Origin of the sequence: Sphingomonas sp. PP-CE-3A-406, assembly GCF_003688625.1 — a bacterium.
GTDB lineage: Bacteria > Pseudomonadota > Alphaproteobacteria > Sphingomonadales > Sphingomonadaceae > Sphingomonas.
In genome coordinates this window covers 157,735-172,217 of record NZ_RCWY01000001.1, presented here as the reverse complement: position 1 = coordinate 172,217, position 14,483 = coordinate 157,735, and the positions used below count along the sequence as shown (strand labels likewise).

Below are 14,483 nucleotides of genomic sequence, written 5' to 3'. Positions count from 1 at the left end.
GACCAGAGACCCTGACCTCGTCCTATCGGCGACCAGCCTGATAAATGTCCCGAGCGGGTGATCCAGCTCAACGCGATCAATTTTAACGACAACTGGGTCGACGGATTGCACAGTTCCCGACCTCCCGGCGATGCCGCGCAAAGCGACCGCTCTGCTCAAGAACGAAGCAAAGGGCATCTTCTGCAGGTTGAAGGCGCATCGATCGACAAGCAGAACCATCTCGCCAATCCGTGTGGCCAAATCGGCGGGACGGTTGATCTCGACGAAGCGGTGCAGGTCACGCTGGAAGATGACGTCTGCGGCCATCGCCGAGTCACCGCGAGCCGTGCAAGGCGAGGCCGGCCGCCAGCATGGAGCAGAGGCGATCGGGCGAAGATACCGACAAGGTGTTCCACGAGAATGCAGAGCGGGAAGCCGCGCCGTCGGACCAGATGCGCTGCGCGACGATCATCATTTCCTCAGGGTTGGGCGCCCTACCCTCGCCCATGCAATCGATCACGGCATCCACGAACAAGGGGCTGGTCGATCGTGACATGCTGACACACCTCATTTGGGCTGAGCTCTGACATAAGGGCCGCAGGCTTCACCGACATGGCCTTCGACCTGTTACGCGCCAGACGGAACACTCCACGAGCCGGACGGCACGAACGGGGTATCTCCCCGAGCCGCATAAGCGTATGCTGCGGCATCGCCATCACCCTTGCCGCGAGCACGGTGACGATAGAGAGCTGGGATCAGCTTCCGCCCGCAGTGCCGAGTGCCTGCCATGCCTAACGTTCCAGATTACGATCTCGAGTACAGCAAGAAGCGCGAACAAGCCGAGCGGCAGGCGTCGGCCCTGGCGAAGGACCTGTGCGCCAAAGCCGTCCATCGATCCTTGGCAATGCTGTATGGTGATCGCGTTATTTCTGCTCGGCGCGCGATCAATGAGCGCGGCTTGAACCCATAGCGTCAGCGAGGGAGCGCGGTTCAGTTTAGCTCGACTATCGGCGTCGCAGCGATGAGCCGGTCAGAAGCGCAACGGGAGTTTTCCGAGGCGTCGCACCATCGCCGCATGAGGCTAGGTTCCCGATTTTGCGAAGGGACAGGTCCGTGACCCGGATGTCTGCTGGCGCTCCAAGAGGTCGGCCGACCCTATGGCATGATCTACCTGGATTAGGGCGAGCAAGAGAAGGCGCCGCACCGGAGGCGTCAGCCTTTCGGTCAGGTCCCAACCTATGACGAAGGCGACATGCTGCTCCTCGAATCCGGCGCGATCGTCTATCATATCGCCAACACGCACGGTGATACTCTGCTGCCCGCCGATCCGCGGCGGCTCGGGCGCACGTGGTCGAACGGACAGGGGACGCGTGCGCCAGCATTCGCATACCCTCGGGCGCATGCGATCAGAACGCGATCATCACCTTGCCGAGATGGCCGGCAGCGGCGAAGTAGCGGACGGCTTGCGGAGCGTCGTCGAAGTCAAAGGTCCGGTCAACGACCGTTGTCATGCCGTTCGCCACCATCGCGTCGAGCAGGTCGACGAACATCGCGCGACTGCCATTGGCGATCCCGCGGATCGTCACGTTCTTGATGATCAGCGACAGATAATCCGGGATCGCCGGCCCCTCGCCTGGCGACACCCCGACGACGACGATCCGAGCGTTGGCCGCGGCCGCAGCGATCGACTGGCCCAAAGTATCGACGCCGCCGGTTTCGATCACGAAGTCGGCACCCTTGCCGTGCGTCTTCGCGATCACCTCGGCCGCCCAATCGGGGGAGGTCCGGTAGTTGACCGTGATGTCCGCGCCGAGCGCGCGTGCGGTCTCGAGTTTCGCATCGTGGGACGAGGTCATCGCAACCCGAGCGCTGCGTGCCTTGGCGATCTTCAGCGCGGCGAGCGAGACGCTGCCGGTGCCAAGGCACAGAACGGTGTCGCCAGCCTTCACGTGACATATCTCGACCAACGCGTTCCAGGCCGTCAGCGCTGCGGACGCAAGCCCGGCGACATCGGCATCGGCCAGCGCATCAGGCACCCGGATCAACGCCGCCGCTGGCAGGACGATGCGCTCGGCCAGCCAGCCGTCATGCGTGATGCCGATATCGTGCGCGAAGACGTTCGACCGGAACGCGCCGTCGAGCCAGCTCGCGAAATGGCCACAAACGACGCGGTCGCCGATTGCGACTTCGGTCACGCCCTCCCCGATCGCGACGACCTCGCCGACGCCTTCGGACATCGGGATGCGGGTCTCGGGCTGGCGGGGGCCATAGGTGCCGCGCAACAGTTGTACGTCGCGGCTGATCAGCCCGACGAGACGCGGTGCGACCAGCGCCTCGCCGGGGCCGGTGACGGGCTCGGGCCGGGTGGTCGCGACGAGCGCGTCGATGCCGTCCTGCGCGCCGATTTGATAGGCTTTCATCTAAATCTCCTGAGTTAGGCGCACCATCAGCGCATCAATCGAATGCCCTTGGGCCGGGCTTGAAGGCGTGGCGGTGGGCGCGTGATGCGATTACGAGCGCCAGCAGCGTCGGCGCCAGCACGGCCCAGGCGAGCGAACCTGCACCAAGATAGTCGAGCATCACGCCGCCGACGATCCCGCCCGCGGCGATCGCGCCGTTCCACGTCGTCGTCAGCATCGCGTTCGCCAGATCGACGCCCTCCCCCGCGGCGTCGGCCAGCGCGGTCTGGAGTTGCGTCGCGGCGCCGCCGAACGAGAGGCCCCACAGGATCGTCGCGACGATCGTCACAATGGGGCTAGTCGCAAACAGCCCGAACGCCAGCGACACCGCCGCGAACGCCGTCAGGCTAACGAGCACGAGTGGCCGCAACGCCCGGTCGATCAGCACGCCCGTCACCCAGATCCCGACCAGCGCCGCAACGCCGAACCCGAGCAGGACGAGATCGAGGCGGCCTTGCACACCCGACAACGCGGCGACCGGCGCGATATAAGTATAGAGAATGTTGTGCGCCGTGATCCACGCGAACAGCGTGACAAGCACGGTGCGCACGCCGGGCGTGCGAAACACGCGCGTGATCGACAGTCGCTGTTCCACCGGCTGTCCGGGGAAATCCGGCACTTGCCACAGAACCCAGCCGATCAGGACCAACGTTGTGATCGACATCAGCCCGAACGCCAGGCGCCAGCCGAGCGTGGTGCCCAGCATCGCCCCCAGCGGAACGCCGATCGACAGCGCCAGCGGCGTACCGACCATCGCGATCGCAAGCGCCTTGCCGCGCAACGGCGCGACGACCATGCGTCGTGCATAGCCGGCGATGATCCCCCAGCCGAGCCCGGCCGCGACCCCGCCCATGAACCGCACGACCAGCGTCAGCGCGTAGGAGGTCGACACCGCGGTCACGCAGTTGAAGATCAGGAAACCGAAAATCGCGACCAGCAGCGTCGGCTTGCGACGCCAGCCTTGCGTGTACAGCGTCAACGGGATCGCCGCGAGTAGCGACCCAACCGCGTAGACCGTCACCGTCTGCCCGGCGAGCGACTCCGATACGTCGAGCCCCGCGGCCATGTGCGGCAAAAGTCCGGCGGGCAGCGTCTCGGTCAGGATCGCCGTGAAGCCTGTCATTGCCAGCGCCAGCAGGGCTGAAATCGGCAGCGTCTCGCTCGCGCCGACGTCGGTCGGAATAGGGTTTGGACGCACGCAATACTCACTTCTGGATCGACTGATCCAGTGCAGTCGACCACCGAACGCGGCTTGTCAACGAATAATGGATCGATTAATCCACAACCTCAGGAGCGGAGACTTATGGCACGGAGCGGACGACCGCGTGGGTTCGACCGGGATGCAGCGCTGGACAGCGCAATGCACCTGTTCTGGGAGCACGGGTATGAAGGTGCATCGCTGCTGACGCTGCGCTACGCGATGGGCGACATCTCGTCGGCGAGTTTCTACGCGGCGTTCGGCTCGAAGGAAGCGCTGTATCGGGAAACGCTGGCGCGATATTTGGCCCGGCATGGCAGCATCGTCGACGCACTCAACGACGAACGACTGCCGCCCCGCGCGCGGCTCGAACAGGCGCTGATGGGCTCGGTCGCAGTGCAGACCGATCTAGCGCATCCGCAGGGCTGCATGGTCACGCTGTCAGCAACGATCTCGTCAGAGCTAAGCGCACAAATCCGGGCGCTGACTCGATCCGAACGCGACGTTACGCGAAACGCGCTGCACCGGTGTATCAGTGCCGGCGCGAGCGCGGGTGATCTCGCCCCAACCGCGGATATCGCAGGGTTGGTCGCATTGTACGATGGTCTTTTGCTGGGCATTTCGATCCAAGCTCGAGATGAGGTGCCAGCGAGCGCGATCCGAGCCGGGATCAAGCACGCGATGGCAGCTTGGCGAGATTGACGCGACGGTCCGTGCAATGGATTTCGTTGGCCGCAACATTTATATATTAACCCTGAGTGTTGAACGCTCGGATGATCCTGCGGTCAGGGATAAGCCACAAGCCGATGACGGCACAGTATAGCGCGATCGCGGCCCAGCGGCTCGCGAACGCTAGCGGCACCGCTATGGCGTAGAGCGCGATACTACCCCAGCCTTTCCAGTCCGAGCCGATCGCTCGCGCAACGGCCGACTGTTTGCCATTGCAGGCGATGATGGCGCGCTCGGTGAGCGAATATCCGATTGCCGCCAGTCCGAGCACGATCCCGTAGGCGGCGGTGGCCCCTGCTGCGAACTGCGTTTCGTCGAGCCAGCGGATCACGAACGGCACCAGGCTGAGCCAGAACAGCAGGAACAGATTGGCCCACAAAACACGTCCATCGATCCGTTCGACGACCGAGAACATGTGGTGATGGTTGTTCCAGTACAGCCCGACGTTCACGAAACTCAGCGCATAGGCGAGCAGAATGGGAGCGCTTCCGGCGAGCGCCCCTAGATCACCGCTTTCGGGAACCTTGAGTTCCAGCACCATGATCGTGATGATGATCGCGATGACGCCATCGGTGAACGCGGCGACCCGCTCCGGTCCCATGCGACGCTCGGTCATAGGCACTCCCTGTTCCAACTCCGCTAGCGGTATCAGGTCGTCGCCGACGATCACAGCAGGCCGCCCTCGCTGCAATCGCAATATGTCGGTCCTGCGCAAAATACGTCAGAATTTGCCAAGAACATTGCGAGGCGGCGGGGCATGGCAGGTGTGGAAGCCTGTCTCGGGAGCTAGACGCTATGAAACACTGGATCGCCGTTTTGGCAGTCGCCACCGCGATGCTCGCGCCGTTGGCCGGCGCACAGGCGCAGCCGAAGGGCCAGCGCCCGACCATCATCCTCGTCCACGGCGCGTTCGCGGAGTCCGGATCGTGGAACGGCGTCATCGAACTGCTTCGACGCGACGGCTATACCGTCATCGCCGTGTCGAATCCGTTGCGCGGTGTAGCGAGTGACGCGGCGTCGGTTGCGGGCGTCGTCAATGCTGTGAAGACCCCAGTCGTACTCGTTGGCCACTCGTATGGCGGACCGGTCATCGGCGAAGCGGCTGCGCATGCGTCGAACGTCAAGGCACTCGTATATGTCGCCGCCTTCGCCGGGGATGTCGGGGAGAGCGCGTTCGCACTGACCGGCAAGTTCCCCGGCGCCACGCTCGGCGCGGCGCTCGCCCCGCCCGTCGTGCTGCCCGATGGCACGAAGGATCTGTACATCGAGCAGGACAAGTTCGCGAAACAGTTCGCCGCGGATGTTCCGGCAGCGCCGGCCGCGCTGATGGCGGCGACGCAGCGCCCGGTCGCCGAGGCTGCACTGAACGAGCGCGCGCTCACGGCATCGTGGAAGACGATCCCGTCCTGGTTCATCTACGGCAGCGCCGACCTGAACATTCCCCCCGCCGCGCATGCCTTCATGGCAAAGCGCGCCGGCGCCAGAAAAACGATCGTGATTCCAGGCGCGTCACACGTGGTGATGACGTCCAACCCGAAGGCCGTCGCCGCGCTGATCGAAGCCGCAGCGATCGCGCCATAAGCTCGCGAACCGGCGACATCGTTGTGTCGCGACCAGAGGACATGCCCATGCCGGAAACCCTTCGCGAGTTGTCGAGACGCTCGGTCGTCATCGCCTCCGCATCCGCGGTCGCGGCGACCCTTCTGCCGACGATGACCTTCGCCTCCCCCCTTCCCCCTCGATCGAACGGAGTTACGAAAATGAGCAGCGGATTCATCAAGACCAAGGACGGCACCGACATCTTCTACAAGGACTGGGGTCCGAAGGAGGCGCAGCCGATCGTGTTCCATCACGGCTGGCCGCTGTCGTCGGACGACTGGGACACGCAGATGCTGTTCTTCCTGGCCGAGGGCTACCGCGTCGTCGCGCATGATCGCCGCGGGCACGGCCGGTCGTCGCAGGTCGATACCGGCAACGATATGGACCATTACGCGGCGGACGCTTCCGCGGTCGTCGAGCATCTCGACCTGAAGCGCGCGGTGCATATCGGTCACTCGACCGGCGGCGGCGAAGTCGCGCGCTATGTCGCGAAGTTCGGCCAGCCGCAGGGCCGCGTCGCCAAGGCCGTGTTGGTCAGCTCGGTGCCGCCGATGATGCTCAAGACCGCGAGCAATCCCGGCGGCCTGCCGATGTCGGTGTTCGATGGCCTGCGCAAAGCGCTCGCGGACAATCGCGCGCAATTCTACATCGATCTCGCGTCGGGGCCGTTCTACGGCTTCAACCGGCCGACCGAAAAGCTGTCGCAGGGGGTCGTCGACAATTGGTGGCGCCAGGGCATGATGGGCGGCGCGCTCGCGCATTACGAGGGGATCAAGGCGTTCTCCGAGACCGACCAGACCGCCGACCTCAAGGCGATCACGGTCCCCACCCTCGTGCTGCAGGGCGACGACGACCAGATCGTGCCGTTCGCCAATGCCGCCGTGCTCCAGGCCAAACTGCTCCAGAACGCGACGCTCAAGATCTACAAGGGTTTTCCGCATGGGATGCTGACGACGCATGCCGACGTCATCAACCCGGATCTGCTCGCGTTCGTGAAGAGCTGAGCGCTACGCGATCGGCGGGAGGGTGACGATCGTCGCCTTCCCGCTCATCGATAGGCGATCCGCGCCGGGATCGTCACGCTGATCTCCGTACCGGATTTGGGGTCGGACCGGACCGCAAGCATTCCGCCCATCGCGACGGCACGTTCACGCATGCCGATCAGGCCATAATGGCCGGGTCTATGCCCCTTTTCGAGAACGCCGGACGGAAGGCCGACACCGTCGTCCGTCACGGTGATGACAAGCTTGTCGGAACCCGATCGGATGGCGACACCGATGCGATCCGCCTTGGCATGACGCACCGCATTGGCGAGCGCTTCGCGGACGATCTGCGCAATCTCGTCGGCGACCGGTGCACAGACCGGTCGCTGGACGCCCTCCACGTCCAGGTCCCAGGTCAGCGGCGGCGCGACGATGTCTTCGGTAATCGCGGTCAGCAACGCAGGCAGCACCACCGGTTCCATATTGTCGCGCAGGAACCGGACCCGGTCCCGGCCGTCGAGCAGCACGTCGTCGGCCCGCTCCAGCACGCCCTCCAGGCTGGTCCGCGCACGGTCGCCGCGCGGCAACAGTTCGACGACCGACTGGAAGCGCAGCATCAGCCCCTGGAACCCCTGCAACAGCGTGTCGTGAAGCTCGCGAGCGATGCGTTCGCGCTCCGCCAGCTGGACCTCGAACCGGCCACGCGTGCGATCGGCGATCGCGCGAACCCGGCGGCGATACAGCAGCCACCCCAGCATCAGGATGGCGGCGACGCACAGCGCGACGAACGCGTAGGTCTGATAGAAACGCGGCGCGATCGTGAAGGCCATCACCGCGCCGTCGCGGTTCCAGACGCCGTCATTGTTGGCGGCGATCACCCGGAAGCGATACGTGCCGGGGCCGAGATTGGTATACAGCGCTTCACGGGCTTCGACGGCGTCGACCCAGTCGCGATCGATCCCCTCGATCCGGTACCGGAAGCGGTTCGCGGTCGCGTTGGTCAGGCTCAGCGCGGTGTAGCGGATCCTGACATGATTGGTGCCGGCGGGAAACACGACCGGCCGCGTTCCGGGCGCCAGCGCGGCGCCCCCGGAATCGAGCGAACGGATCTGGACGGTCGGCGGCAAACGGTTGCGCGACACGTGGCGGGGTTCGATCATCGCCAGGCCCTTGTTGGTCGCGAACCACAATCGCCCCGCCGCGTCCTCGGCGATGTCGTTCGCATCGACCAGGTTCGAGCGTGCGCGAAAATCCTCCTGATACCCGAAGCGTTCGAAGGGGAGCGGCGTGCCGGGATGCGCCAACGCCGCATCCAGCGCGACGGTCGCCATCCGGACGATTCCGGTCGTCCCGATCACCCAGGTCGATCCGTCCGCGGTCTGGATCAAGCCGGTCAGCCCGACGAGGAACGGGTACGTGCGATCGGTCAGCGATGCGAGTCGATGGCCGTCATAGCGGGCCAGCCCCTGGTCGCCGACGATCAGCAGGCCGCGGCGGCTGGGCACCATCGTCCGGGTGGAGCCGACGACGTGATCCTCGCGCCGCCAGAGCCGGGTCTCGATGCCGTCCTTGAGCCGCGAAAACCCGTGGAAAACACGCGCGAACACGACCCCGCCCGCGCCATCGCTGCGGAGCCGGGATATGGTGGAGCCGGCGGTGCCTGCCGCGCCACCGACCGGCTGGAGACTGTCACCGGCGACCCGGTAGACCCGGTCCGCCCCCGTCCAGAACTGGCCATTGGTATCCAGCGCGCAGGTCATCGATAGCGGACCGCGGACTGACGTCACCTTGCGAGGGTTGCCCGATCGGTCGATGTCGAGCAGCCATTTGCCGCGCATGCTGACAACCAGCACGTGGCGACTGTCGCCGCACAGCACGCCGATATCCGCCACCCGGAAGATCATCACGGGTTTGCCGTCCCGGGCAATTCGGTACACGCCGGACAGCCCCGCGACGAAGACAGGCCCGCTGCCGGTCGGTCCGACGAATCCCGATACGAGGGCCTCGGTGTTCCCCGGCTGGACGATATTGCTTGGCGAGAAGCGGTCGAGCCCGGACTCGGTACCAACCCAGATATTGCCCTCGCGGTCCTCCAGCATCGACAGCGTCAGCGATGCCGTCAGCCCCTGCGTCTCGGTGAACATCTGGATAGGATCGCGGTTTGCGGGACGATCGAGCGATCCGGCTGGCAGTCGTCCCAGCCCGGTGTCCTGCCCCAGCAGCCAGAGATTGCCGTCACGGTCGAACACCGGCTTGGGGAATACGAAGGGCGTCGTGACAGGCCCCGATCGAAACGTGCTGCCCCCGCCCGTCACCGGCCGGATCCGGTCGCCATTCCATTGCCAAAGGCGACCGCCCGGACTTTCGGCAAGCGCGGTATAGGTGTCGATCGGGATCCCGGCGTCGATGAACCGCGTGCCCCCGGGTTTGAGCAGCAGCATCCGGGGACGAGCCGACACATAGATCCCCCTGGACGTACTCAGGATATCGCCGATCGCGGTGTCGGGTATGCCCTGCCGCGCCCCGAACCGGGACCAGCGCCCGTCCGACAATCGGCTGAGGACCAACCTGCCCTTCGATTCCACCGCGAACCAGATCGCGCCGTCGCGCCCCTCGACGATCCGGTTGACGCCGCCGATGGGGGGCGACGGGTTGGCGCCTTTGAGGATACCGCCGCGGACCACCGCGACACCGCCAAAGTCATAGCCGACCCAGATGTCTCCGTTGCGGGCAGCCAGCAACGCGGTGATCTGGGGCGAGCGATAGGTCTCCGCGTCGACGGGGACGATCCGCTCGAAAACTAGTCCGTCGAACCGGTAGAGACCGGTTGCGGTGCCGAGCCAGAGATAACCATCGCGCCCTTGAGCGATCGCACGAATATTGCCGGGCGCACCATCGCCCAGCGTCCAGCGCGAATGGCGCAGTTGGGCGATCGTCCGCGCGGGATCGAGTGCCGATGCGCCAGTCGTCAGCGTCAGGAAGCAGGCGATCCCCACCAGCAGGCGGATGATTGCCCGACGCCCGATCGTGCGCAGATAGCCAGATCGTGCAGATAGTATGACGATGTCCACCCCCGCGACGATGATCTACGTTACGCTGACGAAACAACCAAAAGCAAGCGTTGCGATTATACGCGACTTTCGATGCCGACCGCTTCGCCAGCGAACGTCATGATTATCCAAATTCCGTCAGCCCGATCCACGATCCTTGCGTGTCACTATGCTAGGCGATGGGAAAGGTCCCGGATCGGACCCACGGGAGAACAGGATGCCGCCGATGGATGGCCGTGCAGACGACGCGGTGGCGATTGGGAGATGGCGGGGCGTTCGCATCGATGTCGCGCCGCGCGATGCGGTGAGCGCGGAAGTCGCAGTGGCGATCGCAGGGGTGTTCTCTTACGAGATCGGACGGAACAAGCCCGGCGGTGGCTTGGGTAATCTCGATGCGGCACTGGGCGGCGCGATCACGCGGTTGCGCGCCGACGGAATATTCCGTGCCGAGCCGGGCGAGGTCCTGACGCTGTCGGCGCCGGCGCGACCGATCCAGGCGACCACCGTCCTTGCAATCGGACTCGGCAACCCGGCGGCGTGGACGCCGGCCGTGATGCGCCAGGCGGTCGCGACGGCAGCGCGCGAAACGATCCGCCTCGACGCCGAGTCCGCCGCGTTCGCGCCAAGCCTCCTCGACAGCGGCCTCCACCCCGACGGTCTAGCTGGAACACCGGAGGCGATGCTGGCGGGGCTGTTCGATGCGCTCCCCGACGATCGACACCCGGCTCGACCTGGGACATTGTCGCGTTGGCTATTCTGTGTCGGAGCAGCACGGTTCGAAGCGGTGGCGGAGGTCTTCCGCGACTCCTTCGACCGGTTGGCCGTGCGCTGATGAATCGGCGGCTTGCCACGTCCATCGGACACGGCGCAGGGTTTCCGCTTCACAGTTCCCAACCTCATGAGTTCGCCGTGTCGTCATCGCCGCAGATCCGCATCATGATCGTTGACGATCACCCCTTCCTCCGCGAGGGGGTAAGAGCCGTGATCGAAACGCAAACGGATCTCGCGCTCGTCGCGGAGGCCGAGTCCGGCGAACAGGCGCTCGCGCTATACCCGACGCATCTGCCCGACATCGTCCTGATGGACCTGCAGATGCCGGGGATCGGCGGCGTCGACACCATCGCCGCGATGCGCAGCCACTGGCCGCAGGCGCGTATCATCGTGCTGACGACCTATTCCGGCGATGCGCAGGCGTTGCGCGCGTTGCGCGCCGGGGCCGCCGGCTATCTGCTCAAGAACACGCTCCGCAAGGAACTGCTCGATACGATCCGCTCGGTCCATGCCGGTGGCAAGCATCTCAACGCGCAGGTCGCGTCGAGCATCGCCTTCCACGTCATCGAGGATGCGCTGACCGAGCGCGAGATCGGCGTGTTGTCGCTCGCCGCGTCGGGCAATTCCAACAAGCAGATCGCGGCAAGGCTGGCCGTCACGGAGGAAACCGTGAAGGGCCATATGAAGCTGATCTTCGCTAAACTCGGCGCCTCGGATCGCACGCACGCGGTGACGATCGCGGCCAAGCGCGGGATCATCGAGCTCTGATCCTGGGCGGTACCGCGCCCCACTAAAGAGGGGGCGATCGCCACCCCGGCCGGGGCGCAGCCGATCGATACACATCCGTTATGGTCCTCCGCACAGGTTGCGAGGGAGATCAGACGATGCTGCACACTGCCCCAACGGCGACGGTCCTGCCTCGCGCGTTCGCACCATCCGTTGCGGCGGGTCTGCTGGCAAACGCGGTCAGCACGCTCGATCACAATCCGCACGTCGCACGCCATTACCTCGAGCGGCTTGCGGCAATGTTCGTCGAGGACGATCCGCAGCCGATCCGAAAAACCGGGCCGGTCAAGGGCGGACTCGCTGCGTGGCAGTTGCGCGGCGTCGTCCAGCATATCGAGCGGTGGCTGGGATCGACGGTCGGTCTCGACGCGCTGGCCGAAGTCGCACGGCTCAGCACCGGGCATTTCTGTCGCGCCTTCAAGGTGACGACGGGCGAAACCCCGCACGGGTTCCTGATCCGTCAGCGCGTGCGTCGCGCGCAGACGCTGATGTTGCGGACCGACGAGACGCTTAGCCAGATCGCCTATGCCTGCGGGCTGACCGATCAGGCGCACCTGACCCGGCTGTTCCGCCGCGTGGTCGGCGTGACCCCGCTCGTCTGGCGACGGACCTGGCAACGCTCGCACGCCGATGTTCAGCGAGATCACCGAACCGGAGACCGATCATGTCCGACCTGATGCTCGTCAACGCGAACGTCAGGCCGAGCATATAGACCTGCAGATATACTGGCACACCGCCAAGCCAACCTGTCTCATGCTGGCAACCGTGCCCGAAATAGCGTCTACCTTAGGCCGGAAACGGCGGAAGCATTCGTAAAAATCTGAAACGGTTTGCGCATGACAAGGCGGCGGACGGCACGAGGAAGCGTTGCCCGCGCTATGCCGCCAAGCGCGCGGCGAGGAAATCGACGAACACGCGGACGCGCGCGGGCATGTTGACGCCACCGACGAAGACTGCGTGGATGAGTTCGACGTCGCCAGGGTTGAGGTCCTCGAAAAGGGGGACCAGCCGGCCCGCGGCGATATCGTCGGCGACGCTGAACGTGCCGACACGCGCGATCCCGACCCCGGCGACGGCGAGTTGGGCGACCGTCTCGCCGTTATTGGCCTCGATATTGCCCTTTACCGACAGCGCGATGTCGTGGCCGTCGCGCCGGAACGGCCAGACCGGCTCGATCCGGCGGAAATTGAAATTGAAGCAGTTATGATCGCGCAGGTCTTCGGGCGTGGGCGGCATGCCGCAGCGCGCAAGATAGGCGGGTGACGCGACGATCACGCGGCCGCTTTCGCCCAGCTTGCGCGCGGTGAGCAGGCTGTCCGCCAACGGGCCGAACCGGACCGCGACGTCAGCCTGCCCCGCCGCGACATCGACGATCGAATCGCTCAGCGCGAAATCGAGCACGATGTGCGGATAGCGGCGGACGAATTCGCCGAGCAGCGGGACGACGCACAAGCGTCCGTGCGACAGCGCAGCGCTGACCCGCAACCGACCACGCGGCGCGCCCTGGTCGGCAATCTGCTGTTCGGCGTCGTCGAGGTCGGCGAGAATCCGGCGCGCGCTCTGGAAATAAGCCTGTCCCTCCGCGGTCGGCGTCAGCGCGCGGGTCGAGCGCAGGAGCAGCCTGACGCCGAGCCGTGCCTCGATCCGATCGATCGACCGCGCAACCGCGGACGGCGTCAGCCCCAGCGCGCGGCCGGCACCCGAAAAACTGCCCGCGCGCATCACCGCGGCGAAGACCTCCAGCGATCGGGCGCGATCGGCTCCCACGCCCATCGATGTTTCAGCCTTTGCGTCCATATCACAGATCCTTCGCCGCACCGGCAGCTAATCAAAGCGAACGCAACCGGCCATCTATGCGTCTACAGCGCAATCGGGAACACGCACATGGATTATCGGCAATTGGGATCATCGGGGCTTCGCGTGCCCGTGCTCAGCTTTGGCACCGGGACGTTCGGCGGCACCGGTCCGCTGTTTAGCGCATGGGGTCGCAGCGACGAGACCGAGGCGCGGCGGTTGGTCGACGTCTGCCTCGATGCGGGTGTAACGTTGTTCGACACCGCCGATGTCTATTCGAACGGCGCATCGGAAACCGTGCTCGGCGCGGCAATCAAGGGGCGGCGCGAGCAGGTGCTGATCTCGACCAAGACCGGGCTGCCGATGGGCGACGGACCGCAGGACTGGGGCGCGTCGCGCGCGCGTCTCGTCCGCGCGGTCGAGGACTCGCTGCGACGGCTCGGCACCGATCATGTCGATCTGCTCCAGCTTCATGCGTTCGATGCATCCACCCCGACCGAGGAACTGATGGGAACGCTCGATACGCTGATCGCCGCGGGGAAGATCCGCTATGCCGGGGTGTCCAACTATCCGGGCTGGCAGGTGACGAAGGCGCAGGGGATTGCAGACCGGCACGGCTGGCCGCGCCTCGTCGCGCATCAAGTCTATTATTCGCTGATCGGCCGCGCTTACGAGGCGGACCTGATGCCGATGGGCGCCGACCAAGGCGTCGGTGCGCTAATATGGAGCCCGCTTGGCTGGGGTCGACTGACCGGCAGGATCGGCCGCGACCGGCCGATCCCCGCGGGCAGCCGCCTCCACGACACGGAGCAGTTCGCGCCGCCGGTCGAGGCCGAGCATCTCTACCGCGTGATCGACGCGTTGGAGGCGGTCGCCGCGGACACGGGCAAGACCGTGCCGCAGGTCGCGATCAACTGGCTGCTGCGTCGCCCGACCGTCGCGTCGGTGATCATCGGTGCGCGCAACGAAGCGCAGTTGCGCGACAATCTCGGCGCGGTCGGCTGGACCTTGTCGGTCGATCACGTGGCCGCGCTCGACGCGGCGAGCGATGTGCTGCCGCCCTACCCGCATACCCCGTACAGCCAGCAGGAGGGTTTCGCCCGCCTGAACCCGGCGCTGGTCTGAGGATCACGTG

The 14,483-nt window shown here is 65.6% G+C and carries 13 protein-coding genes and 2 pseudogenes; 9 read left to right on the top strand and 6 right to left on the bottom strand.

Annotation, left to right across the window (positions count from 1 at the left end):
• Positions 1–57 precede the first annotated feature (57 nt).
• Positions 58–228: pseudogene (locus tag C8J44_RS18665) on the top strand (hypothetical protein); the annotation flags it as partial.
• An 85-nt stretch (positions 229–313) separates the two neighbouring features.
• On the opposite strand, the gene C8J44_RS00680 reads toward C8J44_RS18665, so the two are convergent.
• Positions 314–535: a hypothetical protein gene (locus C8J44_RS00680; RefSeq protein ID WP_121903742.1), complete on the bottom strand. Its 222-nt coding sequence runs from the start codon at positions 533–535 to the stop codon at positions 314–316.
• A 648-nt stretch (positions 536–1,183) separates the two neighbouring features.
• Between C8J44_RS00680 and C8J44_RS18900 the strand changes: the two are divergent.
• Positions 1,184–1,264: pseudogene (locus C8J44_RS18900) on the top strand (glutathione S-transferase family protein); the annotation flags it as partial.
• Positions 1,265–1,385: 121 nt separating this feature from the next.
• On the opposite strand, the gene C8J44_RS00670 reads toward C8J44_RS18900, so the two are convergent.
• Both C8J44_RS00670 and C8J44_RS00665 read right to left on the bottom strand, forming a co-directional pair.
• A complete protein-coding gene (locus tag C8J44_RS00670; RefSeq protein ID WP_121902968.1) occupies positions 1,386–2,399 on the bottom strand; it encodes an NAD(P)-dependent alcohol dehydrogenase in 1,014 nt (337 codons plus the stop codon).
• 34 nt (positions 2,400–2,433) lie between these two features.
• Complete coding sequence (locus tag C8J44_RS00665; RefSeq protein WP_259466636.1) at positions 2,434–3,636, bottom strand: MFS transporter; 1,203 nt, start codon at positions 3,634–3,636, stop codon at positions 2,434–2,436.
• 162 nt (positions 3,637–3,798) lie between these two features.
• Between C8J44_RS00665 and C8J44_RS00660 the strand changes: the two genes are divergently transcribed.
• Entirely contained in the window at positions 3,799–4,338 is a 540-nt protein-coding gene (locus tag C8J44_RS00660; RefSeq protein ID WP_259466635.1) for a TetR/AcrR family transcriptional regulator, read from the top strand.
• 46 nt (positions 4,339–4,384) lie between these two features.
• On the opposite strand, the gene C8J44_RS00655 is transcribed toward C8J44_RS00660, so the two are convergent.
• Positions 4,385–4,981: a TMEM175 family protein gene (locus C8J44_RS00655; RefSeq protein WP_259466634.1), complete on the bottom strand. Its 597-nt coding sequence runs from the start codon at positions 4,979–4,981 to the stop codon at positions 4,385–4,387.
• Positions 4,982–5,160: 179 nt separating this feature from the next.
• Here C8J44_RS00655 and C8J44_RS00650 point away from each other — a divergent pair, with 179 nt between their 5' ends.
• Together C8J44_RS00650 and C8J44_RS00645 are read left to right on the top strand one after the other, a co-directional pair.
• On the top strand, positions 5,161–5,946 hold the full coding sequence (locus tag C8J44_RS00650; RefSeq protein WP_121902966.1) for an alpha/beta fold hydrolase: 786 nt from the start codon (positions 5,161–5,163) through the stop codon (positions 5,944–5,946).
• 179 nt (positions 5,947–6,125) lie between these two features.
• Positions 6,126–6,968 (top strand): alpha/beta fold hydrolase, encoded by an 843-nt coding sequence (locus C8J44_RS00645; protein WP_220683066.1) that lies wholly within the window; start codon positions 6,126–6,128, stop codon positions 6,966–6,968.
• A 44-nt stretch (positions 6,969–7,012) separates the two neighbouring features.
• Here C8J44_RS00645 and C8J44_RS00640 read toward each other — a convergent pair whose 3' ends face one another.
• On the bottom strand, positions 7,013–10,018 hold the full coding sequence (locus C8J44_RS00640; RefSeq protein WP_259466633.1) for a sensor histidine kinase: 3,006 nt from the start codon (positions 10,016–10,018) through the stop codon (positions 7,013–7,015).
• Between the two features lie 205 nt (positions 10,019–10,223).
• Here C8J44_RS00640 and C8J44_RS00635 point away from each other — a divergent pair, with 205 nt between their 5' ends.
• The 3 genes from C8J44_RS00635 to C8J44_RS00625 all read left to right on the top strand — a co-directional run bounded on the left by C8J44_RS00635 (position 10,224) and on the right by C8J44_RS00625 (position 12,231).
• Positions 10,224–10,829 carry a M17 family peptidase N-terminal domain-containing protein gene (locus C8J44_RS00635; protein ID WP_183128659.1) on the top strand — a complete coding sequence of 202 codons (606 nt, stop codon included), beginning with the start codon at positions 10,224–10,226 and terminating at the stop codon, positions 10,827–10,829.
• Positions 10,829–11,536 (top strand): response regulator, encoded by a 708-nt coding sequence (locus tag C8J44_RS00630; protein ID WP_121902963.1) that lies wholly within the window; start codon positions 10,829–10,831, stop codon positions 11,534–11,536. The genes C8J44_RS00635 and C8J44_RS00630 overlap by 1 nt, the downstream gene beginning before the upstream one ends.
• A 116-nt stretch (positions 11,537–11,652) precedes the next feature.
• A complete protein-coding gene (locus C8J44_RS00625) occupies positions 11,653–12,231 on the top strand; it encodes a helix-turn-helix domain-containing protein (protein ID WP_183128658.1) in 579 nt (192 codons plus the stop codon).
• Positions 12,232–12,430: 199 nt separating this feature from the next.
• Here the strand turns inward: C8J44_RS00625 and C8J44_RS00620 are convergent, their stop codons facing one another.
• Positions 12,431–13,351: a LysR family transcriptional regulator gene (locus tag C8J44_RS00620; protein ID WP_121902961.1), complete on the bottom strand. Its 921-nt coding sequence runs from the start codon at positions 13,349–13,351 to the stop codon at positions 12,431–12,433.
• Between the two features lie 87 nt (positions 13,352–13,438).
• Here C8J44_RS00620 and C8J44_RS00615 point away from each other — a divergent pair, with 87 nt between their 5' ends.
• A complete protein-coding gene (locus tag C8J44_RS00615) occupies positions 13,439–14,473 on the top strand; it encodes an aldo/keto reductase (protein ID WP_121902960.1) in 1,035 nt (344 codons plus the stop codon).
• The last annotated feature ends 10 nt before the right edge of the window (positions 14,474–14,483 follow it).

What these genes read in the sequence shown, in the direction of transcription:
- C8J44_RS00680 (WP_121903742.1), bottom strand. Translation starts at nt 535, where the DNA reads ATGTCACGATCGACCAGCCCCTTGTTCGTGGATGCCGTGATCGATTGC.
- C8J44_RS00630 (WP_121902963.1), top strand. Translation starts at nt 10,829, where the DNA reads ATGAATCGGCGGCTTGCCACGTCCATCGGACACGGCGCAGGGTTTCCG.
- C8J44_RS00635 (WP_183128659.1), top strand. Translation starts at nt 10,224, where the DNA reads ATGGATGGCCGTGCAGACGACGCGGTGGCGATTGGGAGATGGCGGGGC.
- C8J44_RS00670 (WP_121902968.1), bottom strand. Translation starts at nt 2,399, where the DNA reads ATGAAAGCCTATCAAATCGGCGCGCAGGACGGCATCGACGCGCTCGTC.
- C8J44_RS00620 (WP_121902961.1), bottom strand. Translation starts at nt 13,351, where the DNA reads ATGGACGCAAAGGCTGAAACATCGATGGGCGTGGGAGCCGATCGCGCC.
- C8J44_RS00660 (WP_259466635.1), top strand. Translation starts at nt 3,799, where the DNA reads ATGCACCTGTTCTGGGAGCACGGGTATGAAGGTGCATCGCTGCTGACG.
- C8J44_RS00645 (WP_220683066.1), top strand. Translation starts at nt 6,126, where the DNA reads ATGAGCAGCGGATTCATCAAGACCAAGGACGGCACCGACATCTTCTAC.
- C8J44_RS00650 (WP_121902966.1), top strand. Translation starts at nt 5,161, where the DNA reads ATGAAACACTGGATCGCCGTTTTGGCAGTCGCCACCGCGATGCTCGCG.
- C8J44_RS00615 (WP_121902960.1), top strand. Translation starts at nt 13,439, where the DNA reads ATGGATTATCGGCAATTGGGATCATCGGGGCTTCGCGTGCCCGTGCTC.
- C8J44_RS00625 (WP_183128658.1), top strand. Translation starts at nt 11,653, where the DNA reads ATGCTGCACACTGCCCCAACGGCGACGGTCCTGCCTCGCGCGTTCGCA.
- C8J44_RS00655 (WP_259466634.1), bottom strand. Translation starts at nt 4,981, where the DNA reads ATGACCGAGCGTCGCATGGGACCGGAGCGGGTCGCCGCGTTCACCGAT.